The organism is Actinomarinicola tropica, from assembly GCF_009650215.1.
Taxonomy (GTDB): Bacteria; Actinomycetota; Acidimicrobiia; order Acidimicrobiales; family SKKL01; genus Actinomarinicola; species Actinomarinicola tropica.
The window spans coordinates 507,011-533,798 of record NZ_CP045851.1; the positions used below are offsets into that span (position 1 = coordinate 507,011).

Sequence of the window (26,788 nt, forward strand, 5' to 3'; positions counted from 1 at the left end):
ATGGACTTCGACCTGCCCCCCGACGACGACCCCCGCCGCATCGAGGTCCGGCGCTGGCTGGACGAGCACCCGAACGCGTCCGGCGCCGAGCTGGCCGAGGCCGGCTACGTGGTGCCGCACTGGCCGGCGCCGTGGGGCTTCGAGGCCGACCCCATGCACCAGCTCATCATCGACGAGGAGCTGCACCGGGCCGGCGTCCGGCGGCCGGCCGGCATCGGCATCGGCTGGGCCGCGCCCACCATCCTGCTGGCCGGCACCGAGGAGCAGAAGCAGACCTACCTGCCCCGCATCCTCAGCGGCGAGGACCAGTGGTGCCAGCTGTTCTCCGAGCCCGACGCCGGCTCCGACCTGGCGTCGCTGCGCACCCGGGCGGTGCGCGACGGCGACAGCTACATCGTCAACGGCTCCAAGATCTGGACCAGCGGCGGCCACCACAGCCGCTACGGGATCCTCATCGCCCGCACCGACACCGAGGCCCCCACGCACCGCGGCATCAGCTACTTCATCTGCCCCATGGACCTGCCGGGCATGACGCTCGAGCCGATCATCGACATGACGACGGCCCATTCGTTCAACCAGGTGTTCTTCGAGGACGTGCGCCTGCCCGCCGAGAACCTGGTCGGCCAGGAGAACGACGGGTGGCGCCTCACCAAGGTCACCCTCTCCAACGAGCGGGTGATGCTGTCCTCGGCCGGCTCGCTGTGGGGTGCCGGCCCGTCGGCCGCCGACCTCATCGACCTGGTCCGGGCCCAGGGCGGCGTCGACGACCCGCTGCTGCGCCAGCGCCTCGCCGCCCTGCACTGCGAGGCCGAGGTGCTGCGCCTCAACCGGCTCCGCACCCTGTCGGCCCGGCTGAAGGGCCAGACCCCGGGGCCGGAGGCGTCCATCCAGAAGGCCATGGCCGACGAGCACGGCCAGCACGTCATGGAGCTGGCCAAGGACCTGGCCGGCACCGCCGGCGTGCTCGAGGGCTCCGGGCCGCCCGGGCCGGTGCCCGAGGACGCCCGCACCGGCGCCACCGAGATCAACCTCGACAGTAAGCAGTTCCCCGACGTGCACCCGGTGTGGCACTACGGGTTCCTGTTCTCGCCGGCGCTCACCATCGGCGGCGGCACGTTCGCCATCCAGCGGAACATCATCGGCGAGCTCGTGCTCGGCCTGCCCCGCGAGCCGCGGGTCGACCGATGAGCGCCGCCCCCGATCGGGAGGAGACCCGATGACCGACCTCGCCTCCATCACCGCCGACCTGCGCGCCGAGCAGGACTCGCTCGACGCCGTGGTCGCCGACCTGCCGCCCGAGCGATGGGACACGCCCACCGCCAGCCCCGGCTGGTCGGTGCGCGACCAGATCGGCCACCTCACCTACTTCGACGGCACGGCCAAGCTGGCCATCACCGACGCCGACGCCTTCCAGGCCGCGCTGGAGGAGCTCATGGCCTCGGGCGGCGACATGGAGCGGCTCACCCTGTTCCGCGACCTGACGCCCGCGGAGCTGCTCGAGCGGTGGCGCGCCGGACGGGCTGAGCTGCTCGAGGCGGCCACCACCCTGCAGGACGGCCAGCGGGTGCCGTGGTACGGGCCGTCGATGAGCGCCAAGTCGTTCCTCACCGCCCGGCTCATGGAGTGCTGGGCCCACGGCACCGACGTGGTCGACGCGGTGGGCGGCGACCGCCCGCCCACCGACCGTCTCCGCCACGTGGCCCAGATCGGGTTCATCACCCGTGGCTGGACCTACGCCAACCGGGGCGAGGAGGTGCCACCCGGCGACGTCCGGGTCGAGCTCGACCCGCCCGGCGGCGGCGAGCCGTGGACGTTCGGCCCCGAGGGTGCCGAGGCCACGGTGCGCGGCCCGGCCGAGCACTTCTGCCAGGTGGTGACCCAGCGCCGCCACCTCGACGACACCGACCTCGTCGTCGAGGGCGACATCGCCCTCGACTGGCTGCGCAAGGCCCAGGCCTACGCCGGCCCGCCCACCGAGGGCCCGGCCCCGAGGAGGGCCCGCTGATGGCCGTCGTCCGATCCGAGACCCGCGACGGCGTCTGCACCGTCACCCTCTGCGACGAGCAGCACCGCAACGCCCTCGGCCGCCAGCTCATCACCGAGATGATCCAGGCCTTCGAGGCGGCCGAGGCCGACGACGACGTCCGCGTCATCGTCCTCACCAACGAGGGGTCGGCGTTCTGCGCCGGCGCCAACCTGTCGGAGCGCTCCTCCGGGTCCGGCTCCGACGAGCCCGCCCCGGCCGCGGTGTCCAGCCCCACGCACCTGTTCGGGCGCTTCGCCCGCTCGCCCAAGCCCTACGTGGGTCGCATCGCCGGCCACTGCGTGGCGGGAGGCATGGGGCTGGCGGCGGCCATGGACATCTCCATCGCCCATGAGGAGGCCAAGTTCGGCTTCACCGAGGTGCGCATCGGCGTCGCTCCGGCGGTGATCTCCGTGGTGTGCCTGCCCAAACTGCGCACCGCGGACGCCCGGGCCACGTTCCTGCGCGGCAACCGCTTCAGCGGCAAGGAGGCGGCGGAGATGGGCCTGATCAACGCCGCCGTGCCTCCGGAGCGCCTCGACGCCGAGGTCGACGCGGTGGTCGACGACCTGCTGGCCGCGTCCCCGGCCGGCCTGGCCGCGGCCAAGGAGCTGCTGGCTCGGGTCCCGCAGCTGCCCACCGACGAGGCGTTCGCCTGGACGTCGGAGATGTCGGCCCGGCTGTTCACCACCGACGAGGCGCGTGAGGGGATGACCGCCTTCCTCGAGAAGCGGACCCCCTCGTTCTCACGTCGACGGGGGAGCGGGTCGTGACCAACGCGACATTGGGCAGGATTCGCACCATGTACCACGAGGAGGGCTAGGGTCCGGACATGCGCGTTCACGTTGACCAGGAGAAGTGCCAGGGACACAACCGGTGCGTCGTCCTCGCCCCCGACCTGTTCGAGGTCGACAAGTACGGCACCGCGTGGACCAAGAACGACGGCGTCGTGCCGCCCGGGCAGGAGGAGGCCGCGCAGCTCGCGGTCGACAACTGCCCCGAGTACGCCATCACCTTCACCGACGACTGATCCGAGCGGCCCTCGGCCGCCTGTCGGAAGACCTCGAGCAGCCTGGGCTCCGTGCCCAGGCTGCGTCGCGCTCGGTCCGGGTTCCGTGCCCTCATATCGCGACACGCGACATGGCTTGTCTCATGCCTGTCGCCTGTCTACTATGTCCCTTTGATGCACCTGCAAGGGGGACGCCTGACATGACCGACGCCGCCGACACCGACCTGCACCTGCGCGAGAGCGTCGAGGACTCCCTCGGCCCGGTCACCGACTGGGCGACGGACTTCGACATCTTCGAGCCCGGCTACGTGGTCGACCCCGCGTCCCGCTGGCCGAGCAGCGCGAGCGCTGCCCCATCGCGTTCACCGAGCGGCGCCAGCGCACGTGGCTGCCGGTCCGGTACGAGGACCTGGCCGCCATCGCCCACGACGTCGAGCGGTTCGCCTCCCGGGACATCGCCGTGGTCTCGCCCTTTCGACGTGCCCATGAACGACGTCATCCCCGTGCCGCCGATCAGCTCGGACCCGCCCTTCCACACCTGGCCCGGCGGCTCCTGCTGCCGGCGTTCGGCCCGTCGGCCATCGACAAGATGACGCCCATCACCCGGGCCCTGGCCCACTCGCTCATCGACGAGCACTTCAGCGTCTCTCCGATCCCGATGCGGTCACCTGGACGGGCGGTCAAGTGCGCGGCCCGCGCTGCGTGCCGATTACCTTCTGAGCGACATCGCCAACCGGGAGGACGAGCCCATGAAGACCGCAGTCGCCGACATGCTCGGCATCGAGTACCCGATCCTCGCGTTCAGTCACTGCCGCGACGTGGTCGCGGCGGTGACCAACGCCGGGGGCTTCGGAGTGCTGGGCGCCGTCGCCCACACACCCGAGCAGCTCGAGATCGACCTCACCTGGATCGACGAGCACGTCGGCGGCAAGCCCTACGGGGTCGACCTGCTGCTGCCCCAGAAGTACGAGGGCGCGGACCAGGGAGGCCTCGACCGGGACGCCTTGCGACAGCTGCTCCCCGCCGAGCAGCAGGCCTTCGTCGACGACATCATGGCCCGGTACCAGGTGCCCCAGCTCGACGACGAGCAGCGGGAGGCGGTGTCGCGGCTCGGCGGCATGAACGTGTCCCCGAAGGGCTACGAGCCCCTCCTCGACGTCGCCTTCGATCATCCCATCAAGCTGATCGCCAGTGCCCTCGGGCCCCCTCCCGCCGCCCTGATCGAGCGCGCTCACGCCGCCGGCGTCGTCGTGGCCGCCCTGGCCGGCACCAAGGAGCACGCCCTACGGCACCAGGAGATCGGCGTCGACATCATCGTCGCCCAGGGCACCGAGGGCGGCGGTCACACCGGTGAGGTCGCGACCATGGTGCTGGTGCCCGAGGTCGTCGACGCCGTGGCTCCCACCCCGGTGCTCGCTGCCGGCGGGATCGGCAACGGACGCCAGGTGGCCGCCGCCATGGCCCTCGGGGCCCAGGGGATCTGGTGCGGCTCGGTGTGGCTCACCACCGAGGAGGCCGAGACGCAACCGGTCATCAAGGAGAAGTACCTGGCCGCCCGGTCCAAGGACACGGTGCGTTCACGCTCCATCACCGGCAAGCCGGCGCGCATGCTCAAGACCAAGTGGACCGAGGAGTGGGAGCGTCCCGATGGGCCGGGCCCGCTCGGCATGCCCCTGCAGCCGCTGCTCGTCTCGGAGGCGCAGGCGCGGATCAACCGGGCGGCCAACACGCCCGGTTCTGGTGCACAGGAGCTGGCCACCTACTTCGTCGGTCAGGTCGTGGGCCAGATGAACGTCTCCAAGAAGGCCGGTCAGGTCGTCCTCGACATGGTCGAGGAGTACGCCGACGTCGTACTCCGCTTCGCCGAGGAGGCAGCGGAAACCAGCGCCTGAGCTCCTCGGAGTTCACTGCGCCCGGAACCGCTCCAGGTCGACGGCGATGAAGACCGCGGCCGAGCGAACGAACACCTCCCCTTGCGCGGTGCCGGTGCAACGCAGATGGAGCTTGCGTCCCTCTCGTCGATCGAGCCAGGCGCGGAACTGGAGGGGGACGCCCATGGGGCACGGCCCTTCGTAACGCAGGGACAGCTCACCGGTGAACGCCATCTCGCCGATCAACGCCAACAGCCCGCCGTAATAACCCGAGCAGTCACGAAGGGACTGTCCGGATAATGGTGTAACTGGCACTGGCGGTTGTCATTGATCGGTAGGGAAGAGCCGGCCTTCGAAGGTGATGGCGAAGGCGTTGAGTGCGGGCTTCCATCGGTTCATCCAGCGGTGGGCGCCTTTGCCGGTCGGGTCGAGGGATCGGACGACAAGGTAGAGGCACTTCATCGCGGCCTGCTCGTTCGGGAAGTGCCCGCGGGCCCGGGTCGCTCGTCGCATGCGGGCGTGCAGGCTCTCGATGGCGTTCGTGGAGTAGATCACCCGGCGGATCTCGGTCTCGTAGTCGAGGAACGGCACGAACTCGGGCCACGCCGACTCCCACATCGTGCGGATCGCCGGATACTTCCCCCACTTGTCGCAGCACTCCTCGAGCCGGCCCCGCGCCTCGTCCTCGTTGACCGCGGTGTAGATCGGCCGGAGGTCCTTGGCGAGGCGGTCCCAGTCGGCCCGCGACGTGAGCCGGAACGTGTTGCGCAGCAGGTGCAGCACACAGGTCTGCACGACCGCTCGGGGCCAGGTCGTGGTGATCGCGTCGGGCAGACCCTTCAGGCCGTCGCACACCACGATGCACACGTCGCCGACGCCGCGGTTCTTGATCTCGGTCAAGACACCGAGCCAGAACTTCGCGCCCTCGGCGCCGTTGGAGGGCCGGATGCCGAGGATGTCGCGCTTGCCGTCGACGGTCACGCCGATCGCCACGTCGAAGGCCCGGTTGGCGACCTGGCCATCGCGGACCTTCACGTGGATCGCGTCGATGAAGATCACCGGATACACCGCCTCGAGCGGCCGCAGCAGCCAGTCGCTCATCTCCTCGATCACCGCGTCGGTGATCTTCGAGATCGTCTTGGACACCTGCGTCCCGTAGACCTCGGCCAGATGCGCGGAGATCTCTCCGGTCGTGAGGCCCTTCGCCCACAACGACAACACCATCGCGTCGACCCCTTCGAGTCGGCGCTGGCGCTTGCGGACCGTCGCAGGCTCGAACGTGCCGTCACGATCGCGAGGCACGTCGATCGTCACCGGGCCGATGTCGGTGATCACCGTCTTGGACCGGGTCCCGTTCCGAGAGTTGCCGCCATTGCGCCCGGCCGGGTCGTGCTTGTCATAGCCGAGATGCTCCGACAGCTCGACCTCCACCCCGGTCTCGAGCACCAGCTTGGTGATCTCGGCGAGCACACCGTCGGGGCCAACGAGCTGCTGGCCCTTCGCCTTGGCCTCCTCGACCAGCTGTTCCGCGAACGCTCGACGAGCGTCACCGACGACGTCGACCGGTTCGGGCAACACGAACCCGTCCCGGCCTTCGGCAGGCTCCGCGCCGGCCGCTTCGTCGATGTCGTCGGCGACCGCAGGTACGGTCACCTCATCGGCATCGGTCATGGTCTGTCCTTCCTGGCCAGACTCCACCCGGAGCCCAGCATGTCAGGCCAGGACAGTTGCACCGTTGATCCGACACTCCCGCTGTGGATGGACTACGAGGTGTTCATCCTCTCCCGCGTCCGCGAGGACTGGGTCGCCACCGGCGACGCCACCGGCAGCGTCGTCCACGGCATCGCCGTGTCCGCCCGGGTCATCACCGCCGCCGCGCTCATCATGATCAGCGTCTTCGCGTCCTTCGTCCTCGGCGACACGCCCGAGATCAAGATGTTCGGCTTCGGGCTCGCCATCGCCGTCGCCCTCGATGCCACGATCATCCGCATGGTCGTCGTCCCCGCCACCATGACCCTGCTCGGGTCCCGCAACTGGTGGCTCCCCGGGTGGCTCGACCGCGCCCTACCCCACTTCGACATCGAAGGCGATACCGCCCTGCCACCAACCGCTCCACCCCACCGGCTGCCCGGCGACGACACCGACCAGCTCCTCCACAAGGAACCCATCCCATGAACCTCGACGAGACCACCGAAGAGCTCGACGCCCGCACCCGCATGGCCACCGCCCTCCAACGCCTCGGCCACAGACTCCTCGGCCACCGCATCGACATCGACCTCGCCAACCGCGTCGCAGCGACCGCCGACTCGCTCGCCGCCGAGGCCGAAGCCCGGCCCGCCCGCGACCGCACCGCGGAGATGGCCGCCAACCCCCGATTCGCCGCCCTGCTCAACGGCGGCCGGCTCGAACCGATCGGCGCTGACGGCAACCCCATGGACATGTTCCGCGACTCGATCGTGTCCGGGCGCACCAACCCGATGGGCATCGGCCTCGAGGTCCGCCGCCACGGCGACGCCGTCACCGCCACCACCACCCTCGGCCCGGCGTTCGAAGGCGCCCCCGGCCGAGCCCATGGCGGCGTCGTCGCCGCCATCCTCGACGAGACCATGGGCTACGTGCTCCCGATCATCGGTGAGCTGGCCTACACCGCCAACCTCAACATCGACTACGTCGCCCCCGCGCCCCTCCACCAAGAGCTGCGGGTCACCGCCTCGCTGCGCGACCGAGCCGACCGCAAGCTCTGGATCGAAGCCCACGGCGAATCCGACCAAGGCACGTTCGTCCGAGCGGAAGCCCTCTTCCTCGCCGTCGACCTCACCAAGTTCGCCAACGACCCCGCCGACTGAACGAGCCCACCATGCCCGAGCCCGTCACCCCCGACCGCTACGACACCGAGACCGCGGCCGCGATGACCGCCATGGCCGGTCAGCTGGACGGCCTGCCGACCTACCTCGGCATCCGCACCACCCACGTCGGTCCGGCCGTCATGACCGCCGAGCTGGACGTCCGCCCCGACCTCCTCAACCCCTTCGGGACCCTCCACGGCGGCGTCCTCTCCGCCCTCGTCGACCACGTCCTCGGCGCCGTGCTGTACCCCGTCATCGAACGCGGCCGATGGGCCGCCACCACCGAGTTCAAGCTCAACCTCCTCGCCGCGGTCCGCGACGGCACCCTTACCGCCCGCTCCACCATCGTGTCGCTCACCCGCCGCACCGCCGTCGTCCAGGTCGAAGTCGACAACGACGGCCGACTCTGCGGCCTCGCCCAAGGCACCGTGCTGATCGCCCAACCCCGTCAGCCCGACGGGGACCGCTAGTGGCGGGGCTGGCCCGCTGGCGCGGCAGCGGCGAGGAGAAACCAGTCGACCACCGACTCCACGAACCGCCGGTCCAGCCCGGCGTCGCCCTCGAAGAGGTACCCGAACAGCACCGGCCCCACCAGCCGCGCGACCGCCACGCCGGATTCCACCCGCCCGCCGAGCTCGCCCCGCTCGACCCCTGCCGCCACGATCTCCTCGAGCACACCGGCCCCGTCGGCCCTCATCGCCCGGTTCAGGTCCGCGAGCTCGGCGTCGTCGCGGGCCTGCTGACCGATCGCGATCATCACCCGGCCCAGCCCCGATGACGTCACCGCAACCCGGAACGCCTCCAGCTCCGCGATCAGATCGGACCGCAGATCGCCCGCAGGTGTCGTGTGCACCAGCCGCGCCTCCTCACCGATCAGGTCCCGCAGCAGGTCCAGCCGCTGAGGCCAATGCCGGTAGAGCGTCGTGCGCGCGTACCCACTGCGGTCTGCGACCCGGCTGACGGTCACCCGCTCCCACCCTTCCTCGAGCAACACCTCGCGGGCGGCGGCGAGCACATCGCGCCGTGTGCGCACCACCCGGGGATCCACATCGACATCGGGCACCATGCCGAGAACCTACCGCCGACGCTCGGTACAGGACGAGTTGTCCTGTAAGGAACAGGGTGTCGTAGATTGGGCCGGACAGGATCCGCCCTGCGACGAGGAGAGCCCGTTGACGATCGCCAAGCCGGATCCGACCGAGGACGTCGGCCATGTCTCCGACCTCGACATCGTCGAGCACGAGATCATCGTGGAGAGCAGCGGGCGACGGCGGCTCATCCTCGCTGCGATGTGTGTCGCCCTCGTCGCCGTCGTCGCCTCGGTGTCGGGGCTCAACGTCGCCCAGCAGGCCCTCGCCGAGGACCTCGGCGGCACCCAGAGCCAGCTGCTGTGGATCATCAACGGCTACACCCTTGCGCTCGCCGCGCTCCTCCTGCCCGTCGGGGCCATCGGTGATCGGTGGGGACGCAAACCGATCCTCATGATCGGACTCGTCGCGTTCTGCGCCACGAACCTCGCGTCTGCGTTCGCGACCGATCCCGGGATGCTCATCGGGCTCCGAGTCCTCGCCGGCGTCGCCGCAGCCATGGTCATGCCGGTCACCCTGTCGGTCATCACGACCAGCTTCCCCCGCGAAGAGCAGGCCAAGGCCATCGGTACCTGGGCCGGGTTCGCAGGCGCCGGCGGCATCATCGGCCTGTTCGTGTCCGCCGCCATCATCGACAACGCGACCTGGCCGTGGGTGTTCGCCCTCCCCATCGCCCTCGCTGCGATCTCCTTCGCCCTCACCGCCGCGTTCGTGCCGCACTCCGTCGAGCACACCGAGGCCGGCTTCGATGTCGTCGGCTCGCTGCTCTCGGTCGTCGCTGTCGGCGGGCTGGTGCTCGCCTTCCACGAGGGCCCCGAACAGGGCTGGACCGCGCCCGTCACCATCGCCGCGATCACCGCCGGCATCGCCGCGTCGATCGCGTTCGTCGTCGTCGAACTGCGCCGCGACCACCCGCTCCTCGACGTTCGCATCTTCGCGCTCCGCGGCCTTGCGTCCGGATCCGTCAACCTGTTCGTCGTCTTCGCCGTGATGTTCTCCCTGTTCCTCGTGCTCGTGCAGTACCTCCAAGCCATCCTCGGCTACAGCGCCCTCAAAGCCGCATCGGGGCTCCTGCCCATGGCGGTCATGATGATGCCGTTGTCCACGATCGCCCCCACCATCGCGGACCGCTTCGGGTTCCGGCGCACCCTCGTCACCGGCATGCTCGCCATGGCCACCGGTCTCGTCGTCTTCGCCCTCCAAGCCGACCCCGACGGCGGCTACCTCACCGTCCTTCCGGGCGCGATCATCCTCGGTGCCGGCGTCGGCCTCGCGATGAGCCCCTCCACCGCTGCCATCACCTCCTCGCTCCCCGAGGAGAAGCAAGGCGTCGCCTCCTCGCTCAACGACACCGTCCGCGAGATGGGCGGCGCCGTCGGCATCGCCCTCATCGGCTCAGTCCTCAACTCCGCCTACAGGGCCAACATCGAACCCGCCACCGCAGCCCTTCCCCCCGACGTCGCACATCCCGTCAGCGAAGGCATCGGCGGCGCGCTCGCGGTCGCCGGACAGATGGGAGACGGTGGCGGAGTACTCGTCGAGTCGGCCCGGCAGGCGTTCGTCGACGGCATGACCCCCGCCCTGCTCCTCGCCGCCGGGATCAGCGTCGCCGCCGCGATCTTCACGGCGGTACGCGGACCCAAGACCGCCGCCGAAGCCGAACCGCGGCTGCACACACCCGAACCAGCCGACACCAGCGGGTAACCATGACGTCCGGGCGCTTCGACTGGCCATGGGCCCATTACAAGGTCGAAGGCACCGGGCCGACCATCGACGAAGCCGTCATCATCCCGAACACGCCCCTCGTCGAGATCAGCGCCCACCTCGACGATCCCCACAAGCTCGCCGGCTGGTTCGGCGCCACCCTCGACACCGAACACCACACACTCACGATCTCGAGAGCACCCAACGACCTCGTGATCGCCGCGGTCAACACCGAGCTCATCGACCAAGCCCGGTGCCACACCCTCACCGGGGTCACCGCGACCGGCCAGCTGCGTGGCTACGTATCGCTACGGACGATCGCCTGCCAAGTGACTGCTTCCGGATCGATGCGAGCTCGGATCGGACACGGCACCGAAGTATGGACCCACGTCGACTTGCCCAGACGGACACCTCAAGCTGTCGTCGGCTTCCTGCTCCACGTCGTTCGCATCGGCCACCACAACCTTCGCAGCGAGCTCGGAACCTGACGCGATCCTGATCTGCGGTTGCGACATGCAGGGCACACCGTTGCCGGGACAGACCACGACCTTCGAGCCCGCGCCGAGCGCCGGTCCCGCCGCCAAGCTTCGCAGTCCTGCGATACACGAGACCTCGAACTGCTCGTGTCCGCGGTCGCCTCGAACGCCGTCCTCCACGCTCGCCCCTGTGTTCACCATCAGCGTCGTCCTGGCCGACGACACCCGCATCGAGATCGACGACCATGAGCCGACTGCCCCAACCGCTCGCCCTCGATCCGAGCCGAGCGAACGGTCGCGGACTGCTCACCCTCGAGGCGCTCGCCCGCAGCTTGGGTTCCCGCGCCACCAGCACCGGGAAGGTCGTCTGGTTCGAACTCGGGTCGACTCCAGGAGCGGTCCCGTGACGCTTCACCTCGTCACGGCCAGTCCAAGGTCACCAACCGCCCCGCGACGTGCGGTGAATCGCAGCCGTCGCTTCTACACCTTCTTCTACACCGCGGGCTGGTACCCGGTGGTACAACAGGGGACGGACCGGTACTGCCGATGCGCGAAATCCCAGCTCAGAGCTACTGGAAGGCACAGGAAGGTACGGGAGAGGGGCCTGACCATCTGGCTCATAACCCGAAGGTCGCGGGTTCAAATCCCGCCCCCGCCACCAACGAAAGTCCAGCTCAGAGGCCCTTTCCGGGAGACCGGGGAGGGCCTCTCTCGTTGTCGAGGCGCCTGAGCGCGAACAGAACGCGAACAAGCAAATGCGAACAAGCAAAAACGCGAACAAGCCCTCTGTGCGAACGAACACGGCGTTGCCAGGCGCGCTTGCGAGCCGCGCGGAATCCTGGTCAGGCGTCGGCTTCGCCGGCGTGTCCTGAGTCGAGCGGGACGTGTCGGCAGCAGCATCCGGGGAAGAGCCTGCAAGGCCGGACGACGTGACCACGGTTGACGACACACCGGCATTCCGCGCAACTGATCTCCACGCCCCCCATTGTGCGCACTTGATGTGCACGTGGGTAGCGGACCAGGTGGTCTCACGCCTGGTCGGCCATTCCCACCCTGCACCGGGAGCATTCCCTTGACAGGGATGTCGGAATATCCGACACTAGATGTCGTGAAGAGTGACATCGCTGCGCCGGGTGCGATCGCACCGCCGAAGCCGGCCGGTGCTGCGGCGCCGGCCGTCGATCCGCTCGCTGCGGTGCGCAGCCACTCGGTATCTGAGCTCGAGGCCGACCTAGGCAGCCTGCTGCGATCGGCGCAGCCATCCTGCCCCCTTCAGGAGAAGGCCCCGGACGGGAGCCCACGCGTGCCGAGTCTGATCTCGGTCTGGTTGATCAGCCAGGTGGGCAAGGCGGTCGGCCGACCGAAGCTCGTCAACCTGTCCAAGGTGCGGCGCGACGATCTGCGGAGCCTCGGTGGTGTCGCTCGCGTCGTTCACCGGGCGTTGCACCCGGTGCCATCGGAGGCGAAGGCCTCGTGATCGCGTTGCCTACCGTCGCGTCGCTCAGCGAGGCCTGGGTGCTGGCCCTCGAACGAGTCGTCGGCGAACCCGGCGGTCGGCTCGTGCATCTCGCGGCCACGGTCACCGACGCGGGCGCCGAGATTCCCGCGATTCGGCATGTGCTCGACGACGCGCTCGAAGCGGCGGGCTCACAGAGCGTCGACACGGTCGCGGAGACCATCTTCCCCACGTCGCTGTACCCCGACCCCGGCTACGACTGGTTGCCGGGGATCTCCGAGGACAAGGAGGCCGAGCTCAACGCGGCCGCCGACACGCTCTACGCCAGCTACATCGACATGCTGCCCGTGCTGCTCACCGCCTCAGGGAACAGCCGCGGCACCTACTTCGCCCGCATGGTCACCTGGCCGGGCAAGACCGCCGGCGGCGTCAACCAGCTCGCCTCGCGGGTCGTTGCGCTGCGCAGCGAGCACAACGCCGGCCGGCGGCGCAACAACACCATCGACATCGATGTCGCCGCCGACGCGGTCTCCGACGACGATGCCGAACCGCGTGGTCTGCAGGTCTATGCAGCCACCGACAACCGCCGACGCGGCTTCCCCTGCCTCACCCACGTCGACCTCACCCTGCACGACGGCCAGCTCAACCTGCTCGCCGTCTACCGCCACCAGTACCTGATCGACAAGGCGTACGGGAACATGGTGGGCCTGTCCCGGCTGCTCGGCTTCTTGTGTCAACAGACCGGCTACGCACCCGGCGAGCTGGTGGTGCACGCCACCATGGCCGACGCCCAACGCCGCGACTTCCCGGCCGGTGGGCAGCTCGCCGAGGCCGCCCGTTCCGCCCTCGACAACTCGTCTGCACCTCACGACCCGCACGCGAAATCGACATGACCAGTTCGCCGCTGGCCGCCATCCGGTCCGCCTGGAGCGCCGTCGCCGGCGACGACGGGATGACCGGCGGCGTCGGCATCGATCTCGTCGAGACCAAGACGCTCGAGGAACTGATCGCGGCCGGCGGCCAGGCGTTCGTCGACTCGGCGTGGTCCACAACTGAACAGCACGACGCCGAGGGAAGCATCGAACGGCTCGCCACCCGGTGGGCAGCCAAGGAAGCGGTCATGAAGGCACTGCGATGCGGACTCGGCGACCTCGAACCACTCGACATCGAGATCCACACCGGCACCGACGGTGCACCCGACATCGTCCTCCACGGCAACGCCCGACACGCAGCATCAACACGCGGACTGCACAGCTGGCACATCTCCATGTGCCACGAACAGGGCTGGGCCGTCGCCATCGCCATCGCCGGGCGCACCCTCCCCGAACCCGGACAGAGACCCGAAGGGACCGACCATGACTGACCAGGCCCAAGCCGGCGACAGCCGCGACCCGACCCGAGAACGCGACACCGACGACGCCGAGCAGGAACAGCTCGGCGCACGACTCAAGGAGGCACGGGAGTACGTCGGGCTCCTCCAGGAGGACGTCGCCGGCGCGCTCGGCATCCCCCGCACCAGCGTGCACGCCATCGAGGCAGGCAAGCGCAAGGTCACCGGCCTCGAGCTCCGCCGCCTGGCGCGCCTCTACCGGCGACCAGTCGGATGGCTGCTCGGCGAGGAGGAGATCGAGCTCAACGACGCCGAACCACTGTTCCGAGCGACCGCCGCGCTGTCGGAGGAGGACAAGGAGCAGGTGCTGCGCTTCGCCGAGTTCCTCGCTGCCGCCGGTAAGCCCGGCACCGCGGGGCGACAGGCCCGCCGCGGAGCCGCCGCAACGGAAGCGACCTAGATCCCATGGCAACCGGCGGAGGACGGTGGAACCGTCGTATCCAGGCCGCAGAGTCGGCCGGGCGGCTCCTCGCGGAGCTCGACGTGAACCCGGCAACCCAGGTCGACGTGTTCGGGATGTGCGAGGACCTCGGGCTGTGGCTGGCGTTCCTGCCGATGGACAAGCTCCTCGGGGCCTTCATCCCCGAGGGCGCCGGCGGCGTCCTTGTCACCACCCAGCGGCCCATCCCGATCCAGCGCTACACCGCCGCCCACGAGATCGGCCACTGGCGCCTCGACCACGGCCACGGGATCGCCCTTGACGGCGAGGAACACGTGCTCGGCGCCACCGCGGTGGAGCGCGAGCAACTCGCCCAAATCTTCGCCGGCAGCCTCCTCATGCCACCGCCGCTGGTGTTCGGGGTGCTCGACCGACTCGACGCCACCGGCACCAGCCTCGATCCCCACCACGCCTATGCCGTGGCACGGGAGGCGGGTGTCAGCTACGAGGCTGCCGTGCGCCAGCTCACCCACCTCGAGGTGATCACCGCCGACCACGCCGTCGAGCTCCGCCGGCACCGCCCCTTGCAGATCAAGGCCGACCTCGCCCTGGGCCGGCGACCCGTCAACGGCTACGCCGACGTGTGGCCGGTGAACGAGCTCTGGGACGACATGCTCCTCTCCGTTCGAGTCGAGGACGAGGTCGTGATCTCGCTACCCGAGAACCGCAGCACCGGCTATCGCTGGATGTTCCCTAGCGAGCACTCGCCGCCAGAAGTCACCACGCCGCCCCCGAACCTGCGCACGCACCAGATCCAGCCGCCCGACGCCACTCAGATCGCGGCCCTGCGCGACCAGTTCGCCCTCGCGTCACCACCGGACCGTCCGGCCCGCGCTCCCGGAGTGGTGCTCGACCGGCTCCGTACCGTCGCCGGCCCCGCCCCCCGCCCGCTCCCATCAGCGGCCGGCGCTGATGTCGTCGGCGACGGGTACGTCCCGGCCCGCACCGGATGGCTGCCCGCCCGACGGGCGCGCCGGCAGCGACTCGCCCGGCACGCCCCGACCCCACCGGACGAGATCACCAGCGCGCCGGTCGTGGCGGGCACCGGTCGGCGGGTCCTCAGCGTGCGGTTCCCCCGGCCCGGACCGGCAACGCTGCGGCTGCAATACCGGAGCCCGTACAGCGACACCGAACCCGCCAGCGACTATGTCCTGCACGCCCTGGTCGAACCCCGACACGTCGGGTTCTCCATCGACCAACTGGCCGAGGACGTCGACGAACCCTGGATCGCACGGGCCCGCCAGCGTCAGCTCGAACGACCATCGGACCCCATCGACGACGTCCCCGACGAGGGGGAGACCCCCGGCGACGAGGACAGCTCGGTCTGAGCACCGAGGCAAACCCGCGATGACCCCCCATTCGACGCGCCGCGCGACCAGCCTCGCCCTCGGCCCCATCGACCTGCGCCACCTGCTGCCACCCGGGGTGCGCGACCAGGGCCCGCGACCGCTGTGCCTGCCGTTCACGGTCTCGGCCGTCCACGAAGCCGCCCGCGCCCAGCTCGCCGCAGGCGCTGAGATGCTGGCCGTCGAGCCGCTCTGGCAGCACTGCGTGCAGGCCGGCGTGGCCGGCCACAGCGGCACCACCCTGCACGCCGTCACCGACGCCGTCTCCTCGACCGGCCAGCCCACCGACGCCGTCTGGCCGTACAACAACACGCTCGGCGCCGGCACCGAACCGACCCCCGTCACCGCCGCCACCGCGAACTTCATGACCGTCGACGGGATCGAGGTCCCCCTCGTCCACGACGGCATCGAAGCCCCCATCGAAGCAGCCCTCGCCATCGGACTCCCAGTGGTCCTCGTCGTCGAGCTCACCGACCAGTTCGACCAACCCGCCGCCGACGGCGAGATCGATCTCCCACCGCTCACCGCGCCGGTCAGCGACTACCACGCAGTGCTCGCTGTCGGCGCCGCCACCAACCCTGCCGGCACGACCCGACGGCTGCTCATCCGCAACTCGTGGGGACCGGGCTGGGGAGCCGGCGGCTACGGCTGGCTGCCCTACGACTACCTCGTCGCCTTCGCCGTCCAGGCTGGCGTCGCCGACCCCAGCACCCTCGCAACCCGATGACCACGCTCGAACCGCAATCCGAGGACGAACCCATGGACCTGACCAGCTACCAGGAGCTGTCCGCCCGCACCGACATCCTCACCGCCGATGACCCGCTGATGCCGCTGCTCGGCCTCGCCGGCGAGGTCGGCCAGCTCATCGCCGAGTACAAGAAACGCCAACGCGACCGGCAGGGCTACCGGGCCTTCGAGGACGAGGTCAGCGAAGAGCTCGGCGACATCCTCTGGTACGCCGCAGCCTTGGCTCGCCACAACGGCCTCGACCTCGGCGAGATCGCCCGCGCCAACCTGGCCAAGACTCACGACCTGTTCCGCTCCGGCACCGAGCTCCCGGGCCAGGACCCCTTCGATGCGGGCCTACCCGATGGGCAGCGATTCCCCGACCAGCTCACGGTCACCCTCGTCGAGACGGAGGAGACCTCCAAGCACGGCGAACGCCTCCAACGGGTGCGGATGTACGCGGGCGACTCGCCCGTCGGCGACCCCCTCGACGACAACAGCGAACACGACGACGACTACCGCTACCACGACGTGTTCCACCTCGCGCACATGGCCGTGCTCGGCTGGTCGCCGGTCATGCGACGCCTGCTGGACCGCAAGCGATCGAACCAACCGTCGGTCGACCGGATCCAAGACGGCGGCCGCGCCGCCGCCATCGAAGAAGGCTTGACCGCGTACGTGTTCACGATGGCCGACGCCCACTCCTACTTCGCCAACCTGCAACACGTCCCGCCCAGCATCATCAAGACCTGCGCCAAGATGACCGCCCACCTCGAGGTCTCCGCTCGCTCTCTGGCCGACTGGCACCAGGCCGTGATCGCCGGCTACGACGCCTTCCGCAACGTGGTCGCTCACCGGGGCGGCACTCTCACGGCTGACCTGAACCGCCGCACCCTCACCTACGACGCACCGCCCCGCGGATCGGATCGCTAGACAGCCTCGAGCGCCGGGGCAATGGTGTTCGTCGGCAGACCCCACTTCGGCGGGAAGAACGGCTCGGGCAGCGCACCGAGGGGCCGAAAGGTCTGCTTGATGCGGGTGCGGCCGGCCACGCCCGCCACCTCGGGGTGGGCGACCCGGGCGTACTTGCTGATCTCGCAGAACAGGTTCTGCACATCGATCAGGTGCAGACGTCGCCCGAACAGCCCCGAGAACGCCAGCCCGAAGTGCTCGAACCAGCGGTCCTGGTCCTCGGTGAGCGCCCGGATCACCTCGGCCGCCCGGCGCAGGTTCATGCCCGGGAACACCTTCGACAACCCGTCGAGCGCACCGGGACCGGCGACGACGAACTCGTCCTCGTCGTGATCCACCACGGGGCTGTAGCAGAGGTCGATGGCCAGCTGATACGCGAGGAAGTCACCTAGTCCCGGCACGCAGTGCAACACCCCGAAGAGGTCCCGGAGATCGGCGGTCGACTCGATCCGCTCGGTGAGGCCGTCTTCGACGAGGTCGACGGCGAGCTGGAGGTGGCCGGCGTGCTTGGGGGCCGGCCAGCCGGGTCGCGGCGGGATGATGTAGGCGCTGGAGTAGATGCGGCGCCCCTCGGACCGGGCGCGCGCCAACACTCGGTCGGCGGCGACGGGATCGAACGATCCCAGCGACGGTGGCCCCACCTCACCGGCGAGCAGCTCCCAGGTGTCGATCTTGTTGAACAGCCGGAACAACACGACCCGGAAGACGACCTCGGCGACATCGTCGTCGGCGTCGCCGGCGTAGATCACGTCGCGGATGAGGTACTGGCTGACGCGGTCCGAGGCACGGAACGCGTTCGTGAACCGGTACTCGCCGAGGACCGGATCGTCGGTCCATGGTGCGGGCAGGCCGGCCAAGCGCCGTTGGTACATCGCGTGCCGCTCGGCCGCGAACCGCCAGAACGACTCGAACACCGGACTTGGGTCGGGAAGGCGGCTCATCTCACCGCAGTCTGGCGCCGGGCCCGACCCGCGACGCGGACCCGCGCGCAACCCGCCGACGCGGCGCTCGTGGCGTCACGCGTCACCTCCCTGGCCAACGGGTCCCTCGTCGGCATCCGAGCTGTCCGACTCTGCCTCGTCGTCGCGGCCGAACATGAGGTCGGCGATCTGGTCGGCGGCGTCGTCCTCGGCGGCGGGGATGGCGTGCATGTAGACGTCCATGGTGAACGAGGTCGTGGCGTGACCGAGCCGGTCCGAGATGATCTTGACCGGCACCCCGGCGCTGAGACCCAGCGTGGCGTGGGTGTGGCGAAGATCGTGCAGGCGGATCTTGGGCAGCTCGAGGCGCTTCACGGTGCGGTCGAAGGTCTGGGAGAAGTAGTCGGGATGGATCGGGCTGCCGTCGGGGCGGGCGAACACGAGGTCCTGGTCCCGGTAGCCGTCGCCGAGCAGGTGCCGCTCGCGTCGCTGCGCGGCCCGGTGGGCGCGCAGCACCTCGAGGGTGCCGACGTCGAGGGAGATCTTGCGTTCCCCGCGGCGGGTCTTGGGTTGGCCGACGGTCACCTGGTAGTTCACCGACAGGATCGTCTGGCGGACGTGCAGCCGGCGGGCCGGGAAGTTGATGTCGCTCCAGCGCACGCCGAGCACCTCCCCGCGGCGCATCCCGGTGGTGGCCGCCAGCAGGTAGGCGGGGGCCAGGCGGTGCCCGGCGATGCCATCGAAGAACACCCGCAGCTGGGCCGGGGTCCAGGTCTTCATCTCCTCGCCGTTGGCCCGGGCCAGCTTGGGCGGGTCGGCCGCGTCGGCGGCGTTGCGGGGCACGAGGTTCTTGCGCACGGCGTCGCGCAGCGCCTTGTGGAGCAGGGCGTGGATGTTGCGGACCGTCTTGGCCGACAGGCCCGAGGCGACGAGATCGGCGTAGAAGCGGTCGAGGCGGTCGGGGGAGAGCTGCTGGATCTGGATGTGGCCGAGCTCGGGTAGGACGTGGCAGTTGATCGCGGTCTGGTAGCTGGCGTAGGTGCTGGGCCGCAGCGACAGCTGGCGGGCGGGCAGCCACCGTTCGGTGAGGAAGTCGCCGACGGTGACTTTGGTCGGCTCGGCGAACACGCCGCCTCGGAGGGCGGCCATGACATCGGTGAGGAAGTCCTGGGCTTCCTTCTTGGTGCGGAACCCGCCCTTGGAGTGGTGCTTGCGGCCCTCGGCGGTGTCGGTCCGCCACCGGACCGTCCATGTGTCGCCTCGCCGGTGAATGGATCCTCGTTGGCTCATGATCGGCCCCCGGTGCGGTTCGGCCGCGACGCGGCCTGCCTGCTGTCGTGGGCCAACTCGGGCCGAGCCACCAGCCGAAGCGTCGGGCTCTCGTCGGTGCCGTCGGCGGTGGGGTCATCACCGTAGAGGTCGTCGAGTCCAGAATCTTGCGCGCCGGGGTCGAGGAGTCGCCGCAGCGCGGCGGTCGGGACACGGATGAGTCGACCGACGCGGATGACCGGCACCGGAAAAGTCCCTTCCTTGATGGCCCGGTAGCCGGTGGTGCGGTCGATGCCGAGCTCGGCGAAGGCCTCATCGGCGGTCACGCAGGCCCGGGCCGACGGGTCCGGGATCACGAGCCCGGCTCCGGGCGGGTCGGCGGCGGGCCGGCGGTCGGTCGCGCTGCTTGCATGCCGACTCACTCACCGGCGACGACCGCCCGCCGCCACAACCCACGCATCCACGGCGCGGCCGGTTGGCCGTCTACTGGCGGGTGTACACGGTGACCGGTTGGGCGCCGTCGGGCAGCGGGAGGCTGATCGTCTCGTCCAGCTGGAGGTCGATCTTGCGGGAGCCGCCGGTCAGACAGCGGTGCAGCTCGCGGGTGGCGGCGTTGAGCGCGTCGATGGCGTTGCCCGGCCAGCGCCGAGCGAGCTCATCGAGGAGCGCATCGCCCGCGTAGCGGTGCGCGATGAGCACGCGCAGATCGACATCGCCGACCCTCGTGGTGTCGGGCCGGCTGAGACTGCCGAACAGCTCGATCGACTCGACCCAGAACAGCTGGCCCGGATCGCCGTTCACCTCCCCGGCTCGTTCGATGACACCGGCGAGCAGCGCTTCCGCTCTTGCACGTGGCATGGGCGTGCCGATCCGGGCCTTGGCCAGGGCGCTTCCGGCGATCGTGTTCTGCCACAGCACGGCTTCGTCGACGAGCTCGCCGTCGCCGTGGACCAGCGGCGCGGTGTGCCGCTCGGCGCCGGACTCGACCAGCCCGTGGTGCGCCAGCATCCCCAACACCTCGGCCGGGTCGCGATCGGTGCCGTCGAGCAGCGCGGCGAACCCCTCAGCGGTGAACAACTTGCCGGCCAAGCGGCGCAGCAGGTCGCGCACCTCGACGGCCTCGAGGTCGCCGATCATCTGGCCCCGGGCGATCAACACGGCGTCATTGTCGCCGGCCGCGCCCGGCCACCGCACCGGAGGCGCTCGCTGGCCGTGCCGTGGCCGCCCCGCGGGCGGGTGCCGTGTCCCGCCTGCGGCGGGGTGCCGTGTGGGCCGCCGCCGTCGCCGTGTCAAGCCCCTCCGCAAGCTCCGGGGCCGAGCCCTTCGGGTTGACACGGCGCCGGGCCGGCGGCCCAGCCCGCCCGTAGGGCGGAGTCCCGGCCGACGGGCAGGGACTACATCACCGAGGTGTTCGAGGCCGGCGACGAGGTGCCGGCCAACGTGGCCACCGCACCCGGCATCCGAACGAGAGGCCCATCTGTTGGTGAACCGACCTGAACCTGTGGCGACGTGCGTGGCGCCGGGCACCCAGCCCGTTCTGTTCCATCTGCCCTCCGGGCGTGTCCCCACCTACGTGGTGATCGACCGGCGCGGCCAGGAGCAGGTGCGCACGTCGTCGCTCGGGGTGGCGGTCACGGCCGCGCGTCGGGTGCTGGCCGAACAGGGCGAGGTGTGGATCCGTGCGTCGGACGCCACCTGTGCCCACATCGACCCGCACCGGGTCGCCACGGACACGCCGTCGTGCCCGTGGATCCAGACCATTGCTGCGACCTTGGAGGTAGCACCGTCATGACCACCACCGACCCCACCCACAACATCGACACGGGCGACGACATGATGTCGGGCGAACCGGAGCTGTGTTGGCTCAACCTCGCCGACCTCGCCGCCCACCCCGACAACCCGCGCACCTCGCTGGGCGACCTGACCGAACTGGTCCGCTCGATCCGCGCCCACGGCATCCTCGAACCGCTCGTCGTGCTCCCCGCAGACACCGACGGCGTCTACCGGATCATCGCCGGGCACCGCCGCCACGCGGCGGGCCTCAAGGCCGGGGTCAGCGACGTGCCCGCCGTGGTCCGACCCATGAGCCCGGCCGAGGTGATCGAGGCCATGCTCAGCGAGAACGTCAACCGCTCCGACCTCACCGTCGCCGAGGAGGTCCGGGCCATCGAGCGGCTCATGTCCCTCGACGACGGCCTCACCCCGGCCAAGCTGTGCAAGCGCATCGGCCGCTCCCAAGCCTGGGTGCGGTCCCGCATGGCCGTCACCATCCTCCCGGCCCGCTGGCGCACCGCGCTCGACACCGGCGACCTCACCCTCGCCGCCGGCGAAGCCGCCGCCACCGTCGCCGACCTCGGCCCCGACCACCTCGACGCCGTCTGCGACCAACTCGCACAGAGCCGCTGGGGCGACCCCGTCCGAGTGGTGGCCAACTACCGCGACGACCTGCGCCGCGCCGAGGCCTACCAGCGTGCCCTCGACAAGGCCCAGGCGAGCGGCGATCGGGTCTTCACTAGCGAGGACCCCGCCCCCGACAAGGCCAAGCGCCTCGGCGAGCTCTTCGACCCCGACGGCTGCACCGCCCATCGCGGCGAGCCGTGCCACGCCGTCGTCGTGCGCCGCACCGGCTGGGGCGACGGCTACGAACGCGCCGAGGTGTGCACCGACCCCCGCCGCCACGCCCCCAACCGGGTCGGCACCGCCACCGGCAGCGACCTGGCCACCGACCGCATCCCCACCCGGCACCGGTCCGGCAGCGGCGACGACTCCCACGCCAAGCGCGCCGGTCGCCTCGCCCGTCTCGCCCACGCCGCTGACACCTTCGCCAAGGCCAGAGGCGGGTTCGGTCAGACCGACCTCACCCGGGTCGCGCTGCGAGGACTGATCCTCGAGGCCGGACGCGACGCCGTCGTGTTCGCGGCCACGATGCTCGGCCACGACGAACCCCGCGACGTGACCGCCACCGCGCTGCTCGACGGCGTCGACAGTCCGGCCGGGCTTGCCAGGGTGGCGGGGGCTGTCGCCCTCGGTCAGGCGGAGTCCCGCATGTACTGGTCCCCCGCCAGCGAGCAGTGCCGCGACTACCTCGGGCTGCTCACCGGATCGGGCTGGACGCCCGACGACTGGACCGCCGCTGCCCTCGCCGCTGCACCCGCCGACCACGGACCTGACGACGAGGACGGTCCCCTCGGCGACGGCGACGACGCGGTCGACGAGGACGCCGACCTCGCCGGCTGACTCTCGTAGTCGACGGCCCGGGCATCCCCGACGGGACGGCCGGGCCGTCCGCGTTCTGCCTTGAGAACGACTTTCAGCGGTCGGGAGTGATCTCGGGACGAACTCCGGGACCGGGTTGTGCTGGGGCGGACCATTCGGCGCGTCTGGTGCCGTGGCCGCCTTGCGGGCGGGTGCCGTGACCCGCCTGCGGCGGGGGTGCCGTGTGGGCCGTCACCGCCGCTCGTGTCAAGCCCCTCGCGAGCTCGGGGCCAAGCCCTTCGGGTTGACACGGCGTCGCCGCCGGCCCGGCGCCCGTAGGGCGAAGCCCGGCCACCCGGTCGGGCACGACATCCAGCCCTCGGGGGCGAGGTCGGTCGGGGAAGCCGCCGGACCCCTGGGGCTGGGTCACCCGACCCCCAAGGAGCCCCGATGACCACCACCCCCACCACCGAGCACACCGCCACCGAGCCCACGGACGACCGCGACGGGCGCGAGCCGCTGCGCAGCGCGGCCGACACCGTGACCGTGATCGCCTGGCACGACCCCATCGTCGACACCGCAACCGGCGCCATCGCAACCGACAGCGACGACGCCCTCGTCTGGTACACGCCCTCGATCGGCACCATCGGCATGGCCATGGCCCACCGCTTCGCCCGCCACGCCGCCGACGGCCCTTCCACCTGGACCATCGAGGACATCGCCCGCACCTTCGGCCTCGGCCCCTCCGCCCCCCGGGTGCTGCGCAGCCTCGAGCGCCTGGAGCGCTTCGGGATCATCCGCCGCCACGGCACCACCATCGCCGTGCGCCTCTGGCTGGCACCGCTCACCTACCGGCAGCGCTGCGGGCTCCCGGCCTACCTGGCCGCCGCCTACGACGCCCGCTGATCCGCCATGACCGCCGGCCCGGCGGCCTGGCGCGCCCAGGCCGCCTGCCGCGGCACCGACCCGGCCCTGTTCTATGACCCCCACCCGGCCGCGGTCGCCGCGGCCAAGACCGTATGCGCCAGCTGCCCGGTCCGGGACGCCTGCGCCGCCCACGCCATCGCGGCCGGGGAGGAGTACGGCGTCTGGGGCGGACTCGCCGCTGACGAACGCCCCGCCCCTCAACCTCAACGCGAGCCGGCACCGGGACCGGCGCCGCGCATCAGCGACGACGAGCTCTACGACCTGCTCATCGATGCCGACCCCGACCGGGCCGCCCTCGATCAGCTCCTCGACCACCGCTGGCTCCCCACCGCTACCGCCTACAAGGCCCTCGAACGTGCCGTGCGCCTCGGCGTCGTCGAGCGTCGCGGCCGCGCCCTGTTCCCCACCCGCCACTGACCCGACCAGCTCGCCTTGTGCGGGGCGGGGTGTGCCGTGGCACCGGCCCGGTGGGCCGGTGGTGCCGTGTCGCCCGCCGCCGCACCGCTGTCAAGCCCCTCCGCAAGCTCCGGGGCCGAGCCCTTCGGGTTGACAGCGGCGCTCAGGGCGGCGGGCCAGAGCGCCCCGTAGGGGCGAAGCCCGCCCAACCAGACCGAAGGGAACCGCCATGCACGCCGAGGACCTGTTCGCCCAGATCACCGACCAACTCATCGCCGACATCGAGACCGGCGCCGCCGGCCAGTGGCGCATGCCCTGGCACACCCTCGCCGATGCCGGCACCCCCACCAGCGTCGACGGCCGCCCCTACCGCGGCGCCAACGCCCTGTGGCTCGCCATGGTCGCCACCGCCCGCAACTGGACCTCGGGCACCTGGGCCACCTACCGGGCCTGGCAGCGCCACGGCGCCCAGGTCCGCCGCGGCGAGAAGGCCACCCAGGTCATCCTCTGGAAGCCCGTCACCCCCAAGCCCACCGACACCAACGACGACGACACCGCCAGCGACCGGACACCCCGGCCCCAGCTGCTCGCCCGCGCCTACGCCGTGTTCGCCGCCGAGCAATGCGACGGCGCGGAGGAGATCATCGCCCGCCGCACCCACGACCTCGCCCGGCGCGACACCCCCGAGCGGATCGCCGACGCGGAGGACTACTTCGCGGCCATCGCCGCCACCGTCATCGAGGGCGGCAACCGGGCCTGCTACCAGCCCGCCACCGACACCATCCACCTGCCCGCCCTCGAAGCCTTCGATACCGCCGCCCACTACTACGGCACCCGCGCCCACGAGACCGTCCACTGGACCGGCCACCACAGCCGGCTCGCCCGCGACCTCACCGGCCGCTTCGGCACCGACAGCTACGCCGCCGAGGAGCTCGTCGCCGAGCTCGGCGCCGCCATGTGGTGCGCCCAGGCCGGCCTGTCCGCCGTCACCCGCACCGACCACGCCGCCTACCTCGCCGGCTGGCTGCGCATCCTCCGCACCGACGCCCGAGCCCTGATCACCGTAGCCAGCCGGGCCCAAGCCGCCGTCGACCACCTCAACACCCTCGCCGGTCACCACACCAGCGACACCAACGCCGACGACGACGAGGCCGCCGCCTGAACCGCCAGACCCGGAAACGCCAGCGTGCGCCGCACGCAACGCCACCGGCCACCGGGCGGCCTCCGCCATCCCGGTCGGCCGGCGGGTGTGCCGTGGCCGCCCTGCGGGCGGGTGCCGTCGGCCAGACAACCCGAGACAACCCGCTTCGTACCGTCGCGAGCCATCCGACCAGGAGGCTCACCCATGCGCAGACGACGCCACCATCCCGACGCCACGCCCCCAACCGCCCGCCAACCCGACGGACCCGGCGAGCCGGTCTACGACTGGAACCGGTACGGACGGCACCGCCTCCGCGCCCCCGACGGCGCCATCATCGAGCTCCCCATCCCCGTCGACGCCGCCCACACCGTGTGGGTCGCCACCACCTGGCCCGACCCCACCGTCACCGGAGGATGGGCTCGCCAACTGTGGGCGGCCGACCCCACCGCCGGTCGAGGCTGGCAGCTCCCGCACCAGCTCGCCGCCGGCGACATCGTCGAGTTCGGCGCCGACGGCCCCACCGGTCCCCGCCGCTGGTACGGGATCATGGACAGCTACGAGGTCGACCGGTGGGCCACCCTCCAAGGCCCCTACCCCCATCCCGCCGCCGCCCACGACGCCGCCCAGCAGCTCCTCGCCGTAGAGCGCTACGTCCCGCCCCTCGAACCCGACCCAAGTCCCAACCCCTGCCGACGCACGCCGCGGCAGCGCCGACCCCGCCACCACCGGCCCCGCTGACCCGTAAGACGTCACACAGCCCGCAACTGCCGTGACCGCCATGGCCACGGCCACTGACCAGCCCCTCATGCCCGCCGCCGAGGCCGCCGAACGGCTCGAGCTCACCCTCGCCCAGCTCTGCCGGCTCATCGACCGAGGCGAGCTCCACGCCTACCGCGACGACCGCTCCTACCTCCACGTCCCCGTCGCCGAGGTCGAAGCCCTCGCCACCGGGTAGCCCCCCCAGCCTGGACGCCCCAGGCCGCCGCAACCCCAGCCGGCTTGGCCCGCCCCCCGCAGACCGTGGATCCGGACCCCGCCGTCTACGGCGCGATGCGCTCCGCTGCCCGCCGGAGATGCTCCGCAACGCCCGAGCGAACCGCGGCCACCGTGCCACGACGCTTGGCGGTCGGGACCCGCCCGCCGGGCGGGACAGCGGCCGGGTCCTCGACGACCCTCAGCCTGGCACCAACTGCGGGCGGGGCCAGCGTCGCCAGCCGAGACACCAGGAAGCCCACCAGGTCGCTGATCTCGCCGGGCGTGAGGTGGAACGTCTCGACGCACTGATCGCCCCGCCACAGGCTGAGGTTCACGAACCCGCGTTCGGGACGCCACGTCGCCCGCAACCCGACGCCCTGCTCGTCCACCGCGAGGAACCGACCGTCCACCCCGCCCGCATCGAGCGCTGTCCCCGACTCCACCCCCGCAGTGTCGCGCCCGCAAGCCCGCCCGGGTAGGGCCTCGCCGTCGATCTGGACCGAGCCGGGACTGAACCGGATCGCGCACACAGATAATCACCGGCGGTGCTGCACGCGATTTTCGCGGGCACCGGGAGCGGGGCCGGGACCAACTCCGGGACCCCGGTCCCGTTCGCTGT

The 26,788-nt window shown here is 71.0% G+C and carries 32 protein-coding genes and 1 pseudogene; 24 read left to right on the plus strand and 9 right to left on the minus strand.

The genetic code is table 11. The features are described 5' to 3' along the window. The 4 genes from GH723_RS02555 to GH723_RS02570 are packed head-to-tail and all read left to right on the plus strand — an operon-like array spanning position 1 to position 3,053. Positions 1-1,188, plus strand: coding sequence for an acyl-CoA dehydrogenase family protein (locus GH723_RS02555; RefSeq protein WP_153758179.1), 1,188 nt, complete (start codon positions 1-3; stop codon positions 1,186-1,188). Positions 1,189-1,216: 28 nt separating this feature from the next. Next, the gene (locus GH723_RS02560) at positions 1,217-2,005 is read left to right on the plus strand and encodes a TIGR03084 family metal-binding protein (RefSeq protein WP_153758180.1); all 789 of its coding nucleotides are present in this window, start codon (positions 1,217-1,219) and stop codon (positions 2,003-2,005) included. Then, the gene (locus tag GH723_RS02565; RefSeq protein WP_153758181.1) at positions 2,005-2,796 is read left to right on the plus strand and encodes an enoyl-CoA hydratase/isomerase family protein; all 792 of its coding nucleotides are present in this window, start codon (positions 2,005-2,007) and stop codon (positions 2,794-2,796) included. Before GH723_RS02560 ends, GH723_RS02565 begins: the two co-directional genes overlap by 1 nt. Before the next feature lie 59 nt (positions 2,797-2,855). Beyond that, positions 2,856-3,053: a ferredoxin gene (locus GH723_RS02570; protein ID WP_153758182.1), complete on the plus strand. Its 198-nt coding sequence runs from the start codon at positions 2,856-2,858 to the stop codon at positions 3,051-3,053. Positions 3,054-3,336: 283 nt separating this feature from the next. Here GH723_RS02570 and GH723_RS02575 read toward each other — a convergent pair whose 3' ends face one another. After that, on the minus strand, positions 3,337-3,669 hold the full coding sequence (locus GH723_RS02575; protein ID WP_153758183.1) for a hypothetical protein: 333 nt from the start codon (positions 3,667-3,669) through the stop codon (positions 3,337-3,339). A gap of 112 nt (positions 3,670-3,781) precedes the next feature. Between GH723_RS02575 and GH723_RS02580 the strand changes: the two genes are divergently transcribed. After that, positions 3,782-4,924 (plus strand): nitronate monooxygenase, encoded by a 1,143-nt coding sequence (locus GH723_RS02580; protein ID WP_153758184.1) that lies wholly within the window; start codon positions 3,782-3,784, stop codon positions 4,922-4,924. Between the two features lie 12 nt (positions 4,925-4,936). Here the strand turns inward: GH723_RS02580 and GH723_RS02585 are convergent, their stop codons facing one another. Further along, complete coding sequence (locus GH723_RS02585; RefSeq protein ID WP_153758185.1) at positions 4,937-5,155, minus strand: hypothetical protein; 219 nt, start codon at positions 5,153-5,155, stop codon at positions 4,937-4,939. Between the two features lie 72 nt (positions 5,156-5,227). After that, positions 5,228-6,478 carry an IS256 family transposase gene (locus GH723_RS02590; RefSeq protein WP_153761041.1) on the minus strand — a complete coding sequence of 417 codons (1,251 nt, stop codon included), beginning with the start codon at positions 6,476-6,478 and terminating at the stop codon, positions 5,228-5,230. 183 nt (positions 6,479-6,661) lie between these two features. Here GH723_RS02590 and GH723_RS02595 point away from each other — a divergent pair, with 183 nt between their 5' ends. From GH723_RS02595 to GH723_RS02605, 3 genes are read left to right on the plus strand one after another with little or no spacing between them, the layout of a single operon-like run. Further along, positions 6,662-7,078, plus strand: a complete 417-nt coding sequence (locus GH723_RS02595; RefSeq protein WP_229022986.1) for an MMPL family transporter — start codon at positions 6,662-6,664, stop codon at positions 7,076-7,078. Next, positions 7,075-7,749, plus strand: coding sequence for a PaaI family thioesterase (locus tag GH723_RS18670; protein WP_229022987.1), 675 nt, complete (start codon positions 7,075-7,077; stop codon positions 7,747-7,749). The genes GH723_RS02595 and GH723_RS18670 overlap by 4 nt, the downstream gene beginning before the upstream one ends. 11 nt (positions 7,750-7,760) lie before the next feature. Continuing rightward, positions 7,761-8,219: a PaaI family thioesterase gene (locus tag GH723_RS02605; RefSeq protein WP_229022988.1), complete on the plus strand. Its 459-nt coding sequence runs from the start codon at positions 7,761-7,763 to the stop codon at positions 8,217-8,219. Here the strand turns inward: GH723_RS02605 and GH723_RS02610 are convergent. Further along, on the minus strand, positions 8,216-8,815 hold the full coding sequence (locus GH723_RS02610; protein ID WP_153758187.1) for a TetR/AcrR family transcriptional regulator: 600 nt from the start codon (positions 8,813-8,815) through the stop codon (positions 8,216-8,218). The two genes, GH723_RS02605 and GH723_RS02610, sit on opposite strands and share 4 nt — an antisense overlap. Here GH723_RS02610 and GH723_RS02615 point away from each other — a divergent pair. The 9 genes from GH723_RS02615 to GH723_RS02655 all read left to right on the plus strand — a co-directional run bounded on the left by GH723_RS02615 (position 8,814) and on the right by GH723_RS02655 (position 17,307). Next, positions 8,814-10,541, plus strand: a complete 1,728-nt coding sequence (locus GH723_RS02615) for an MFS transporter (protein WP_229022989.1) — start codon at positions 8,814-8,816, stop codon at positions 10,539-10,541. The two genes, GH723_RS02610 and GH723_RS02615, sit on opposite strands and share 2 nt — an antisense overlap. Positions 10,542-10,543: 2 nt before the next feature. Beyond that, complete coding sequence (locus tag GH723_RS02620; protein ID WP_153758188.1) at positions 10,544-11,029, plus strand: hypothetical protein; 486 nt, start codon at positions 10,544-10,546, stop codon at positions 11,027-11,029. 1,096 nt (positions 11,030-12,125) lie between these two features. Beyond that, entirely contained in the window at positions 12,126-12,494 is a 369-nt protein-coding gene (locus GH723_RS02625; RefSeq protein WP_153758189.1) for a hypothetical protein, read from the plus strand. Next, complete coding sequence (locus GH723_RS02630; protein ID WP_153758190.1) at positions 12,491-13,366, plus strand: thymidylate synthase family protein; 876 nt, start codon at positions 12,491-12,493, stop codon at positions 13,364-13,366. The genes GH723_RS02625 and GH723_RS02630 overlap by 4 nt, the downstream gene beginning before the upstream one ends. Positions 13,367-13,425: 59 nt before the next feature. After that, positions 13,426-13,836: a holo-ACP synthase gene (locus tag GH723_RS02635; RefSeq protein WP_195210482.1), complete on the plus strand. Its 411-nt coding sequence runs from the start codon at positions 13,426-13,428 to the stop codon at positions 13,834-13,836. Next, positions 13,829-14,263: a helix-turn-helix transcriptional regulator gene (locus GH723_RS02640; protein ID WP_153758192.1), complete on the plus strand. Its 435-nt coding sequence runs from the start codon at positions 13,829-13,831 to the stop codon at positions 14,261-14,263. The genes GH723_RS02635 and GH723_RS02640 overlap by 8 nt, the downstream gene beginning before the upstream one ends. An 83-nt stretch (positions 14,264-14,346) precedes the next feature. After that, positions 14,347-15,630 carry an ImmA/IrrE family metallo-endopeptidase gene (locus tag GH723_RS02645; protein WP_195210483.1) on the plus strand — a complete coding sequence of 428 codons (1,284 nt, stop codon included), beginning with the start codon at positions 14,347-14,349 and terminating at the stop codon, positions 15,628-15,630. 19 nt (positions 15,631-15,649) lie between these two features. Further along, complete coding sequence (locus GH723_RS02650; RefSeq protein ID WP_153758194.1) at positions 15,650-16,375, plus strand: C1 family peptidase; 726 nt, start codon at positions 15,650-15,652, stop codon at positions 16,373-16,375. Continuing rightward, positions 16,372-17,307 carry a nucleoside triphosphate pyrophosphohydrolase family protein gene (locus GH723_RS02655; protein ID WP_153758195.1) on the plus strand — a complete coding sequence of 312 codons (936 nt, stop codon included), beginning with the start codon at positions 16,372-16,374 and terminating at the stop codon, positions 17,305-17,307. The genes GH723_RS02650 and GH723_RS02655 overlap by 4 nt, the downstream gene beginning before the upstream one ends. Here the strand turns inward: GH723_RS02655 and GH723_RS02660 are convergent. The 4 genes from GH723_RS02660 to GH723_RS02675 all read right to left on the minus strand — a co-directional run bounded on the left by GH723_RS02660 (position 17,304) and on the right by GH723_RS02675 (position 20,693). Next, on the minus strand, positions 17,304-18,287 hold the full coding sequence (locus GH723_RS02660) for a nucleotide kinase domain-containing protein (RefSeq protein WP_153758196.1): 984 nt from the start codon (positions 18,285-18,287) through the stop codon (positions 17,304-17,306). The genes GH723_RS02655 and GH723_RS02660 overlap by 4 nt on opposite strands. 75 nt (positions 18,288-18,362) lie before the next feature. Continuing rightward, positions 18,363-19,556: a site-specific integrase gene (locus tag GH723_RS02665; RefSeq protein WP_153758197.1), complete on the minus strand. Its 1,194-nt coding sequence runs from the start codon at positions 19,554-19,556 to the stop codon at positions 18,363-18,365. Beyond that, positions 19,553-19,891: a helix-turn-helix transcriptional regulator gene (locus tag GH723_RS02670; RefSeq protein WP_153758198.1), complete on the minus strand. Its 339-nt coding sequence runs from the start codon at positions 19,889-19,891 to the stop codon at positions 19,553-19,555. The genes GH723_RS02665 and GH723_RS02670 overlap by 4 nt, the downstream gene beginning before the upstream one ends. Before the next feature lie 127 nt (positions 19,892-20,018). Beyond that, the gene (locus tag GH723_RS02675) at positions 20,019-20,693 is read right to left on the minus strand and encodes a hypothetical protein (RefSeq protein ID WP_153758199.1); all 675 of its coding nucleotides are present in this window, start codon (positions 20,691-20,693) and stop codon (positions 20,019-20,021) included. A gap of 355 nt (positions 20,694-21,048) precedes the next feature. Here GH723_RS02675 and GH723_RS02680 point away from each other — a divergent pair, with 355 nt between their 5' ends. The 7 genes and pseudogenes from GH723_RS02680 to GH723_RS02710 all read left to right on the plus strand — a co-directional run bounded on the left by GH723_RS02680 (position 21,049) and on the right by GH723_RS02710 (position 26,149). Then, entirely contained in the window at positions 21,049-21,327 is a 279-nt protein-coding gene (locus tag GH723_RS02680; RefSeq protein ID WP_153758200.1) for a hypothetical protein, read from the plus strand. Then, positions 21,324-22,772, plus strand: a complete 1,449-nt coding sequence (locus GH723_RS02685; protein ID WP_153758201.1) for a ParB/RepB/Spo0J family partition protein — start codon at positions 21,324-21,326, stop codon at positions 22,770-22,772. The genes GH723_RS02680 and GH723_RS02685 overlap by 4 nt, the downstream gene beginning before the upstream one ends. A gap of 408 nt (positions 22,773-23,180) precedes the next feature. Further along, positions 23,181-23,636: a hypothetical protein gene (locus GH723_RS02690; protein WP_153758202.1), complete on the plus strand. Its 456-nt coding sequence runs from the start codon at positions 23,181-23,183 to the stop codon at positions 23,634-23,636. 6 nt (positions 23,637-23,642) lie between these two features. Continuing rightward, positions 23,643-23,846 (plus strand): annotated as a pseudogene (locus GH723_RS19170) (WhiB family transcriptional regulator); the annotation flags it as partial. A 436-nt stretch (positions 23,847-24,282) separates the two neighbouring features. Beyond that, positions 24,283-25,215: an ArdC family protein gene (locus GH723_RS02700; RefSeq protein WP_153758204.1), complete on the plus strand. Its 933-nt coding sequence runs from the start codon at positions 24,283-24,285 to the stop codon at positions 25,213-25,215. 183 nt (positions 25,216-25,398) lie between these two features. Then, positions 25,399-25,932 carry a hypothetical protein gene (locus GH723_RS02705; protein ID WP_153758205.1) on the plus strand — a complete coding sequence of 178 codons (534 nt, stop codon included), beginning with the start codon at positions 25,399-25,401 and terminating at the stop codon, positions 25,930-25,932. A 40-nt stretch (positions 25,933-25,972) separates the two neighbouring features. Then, on the plus strand, positions 25,973-26,149 hold the full coding sequence (locus GH723_RS02710; RefSeq protein WP_153758206.1) for a MerR family transcriptional regulator: 177 nt from the start codon (positions 25,973-25,975) through the stop codon (positions 26,147-26,149). An 85-nt stretch (positions 26,150-26,234) separates the two neighbouring features. Here GH723_RS02710 and GH723_RS02715 read toward each other — a convergent pair whose 3' ends face one another. Then, positions 26,235-26,612, minus strand: a complete 378-nt coding sequence (locus tag GH723_RS02715) for a hypothetical protein (protein ID WP_153758207.1) — start codon at positions 26,610-26,612, stop codon at positions 26,235-26,237. Positions 26,613-26,788 lie beyond the last annotated feature (176 nt).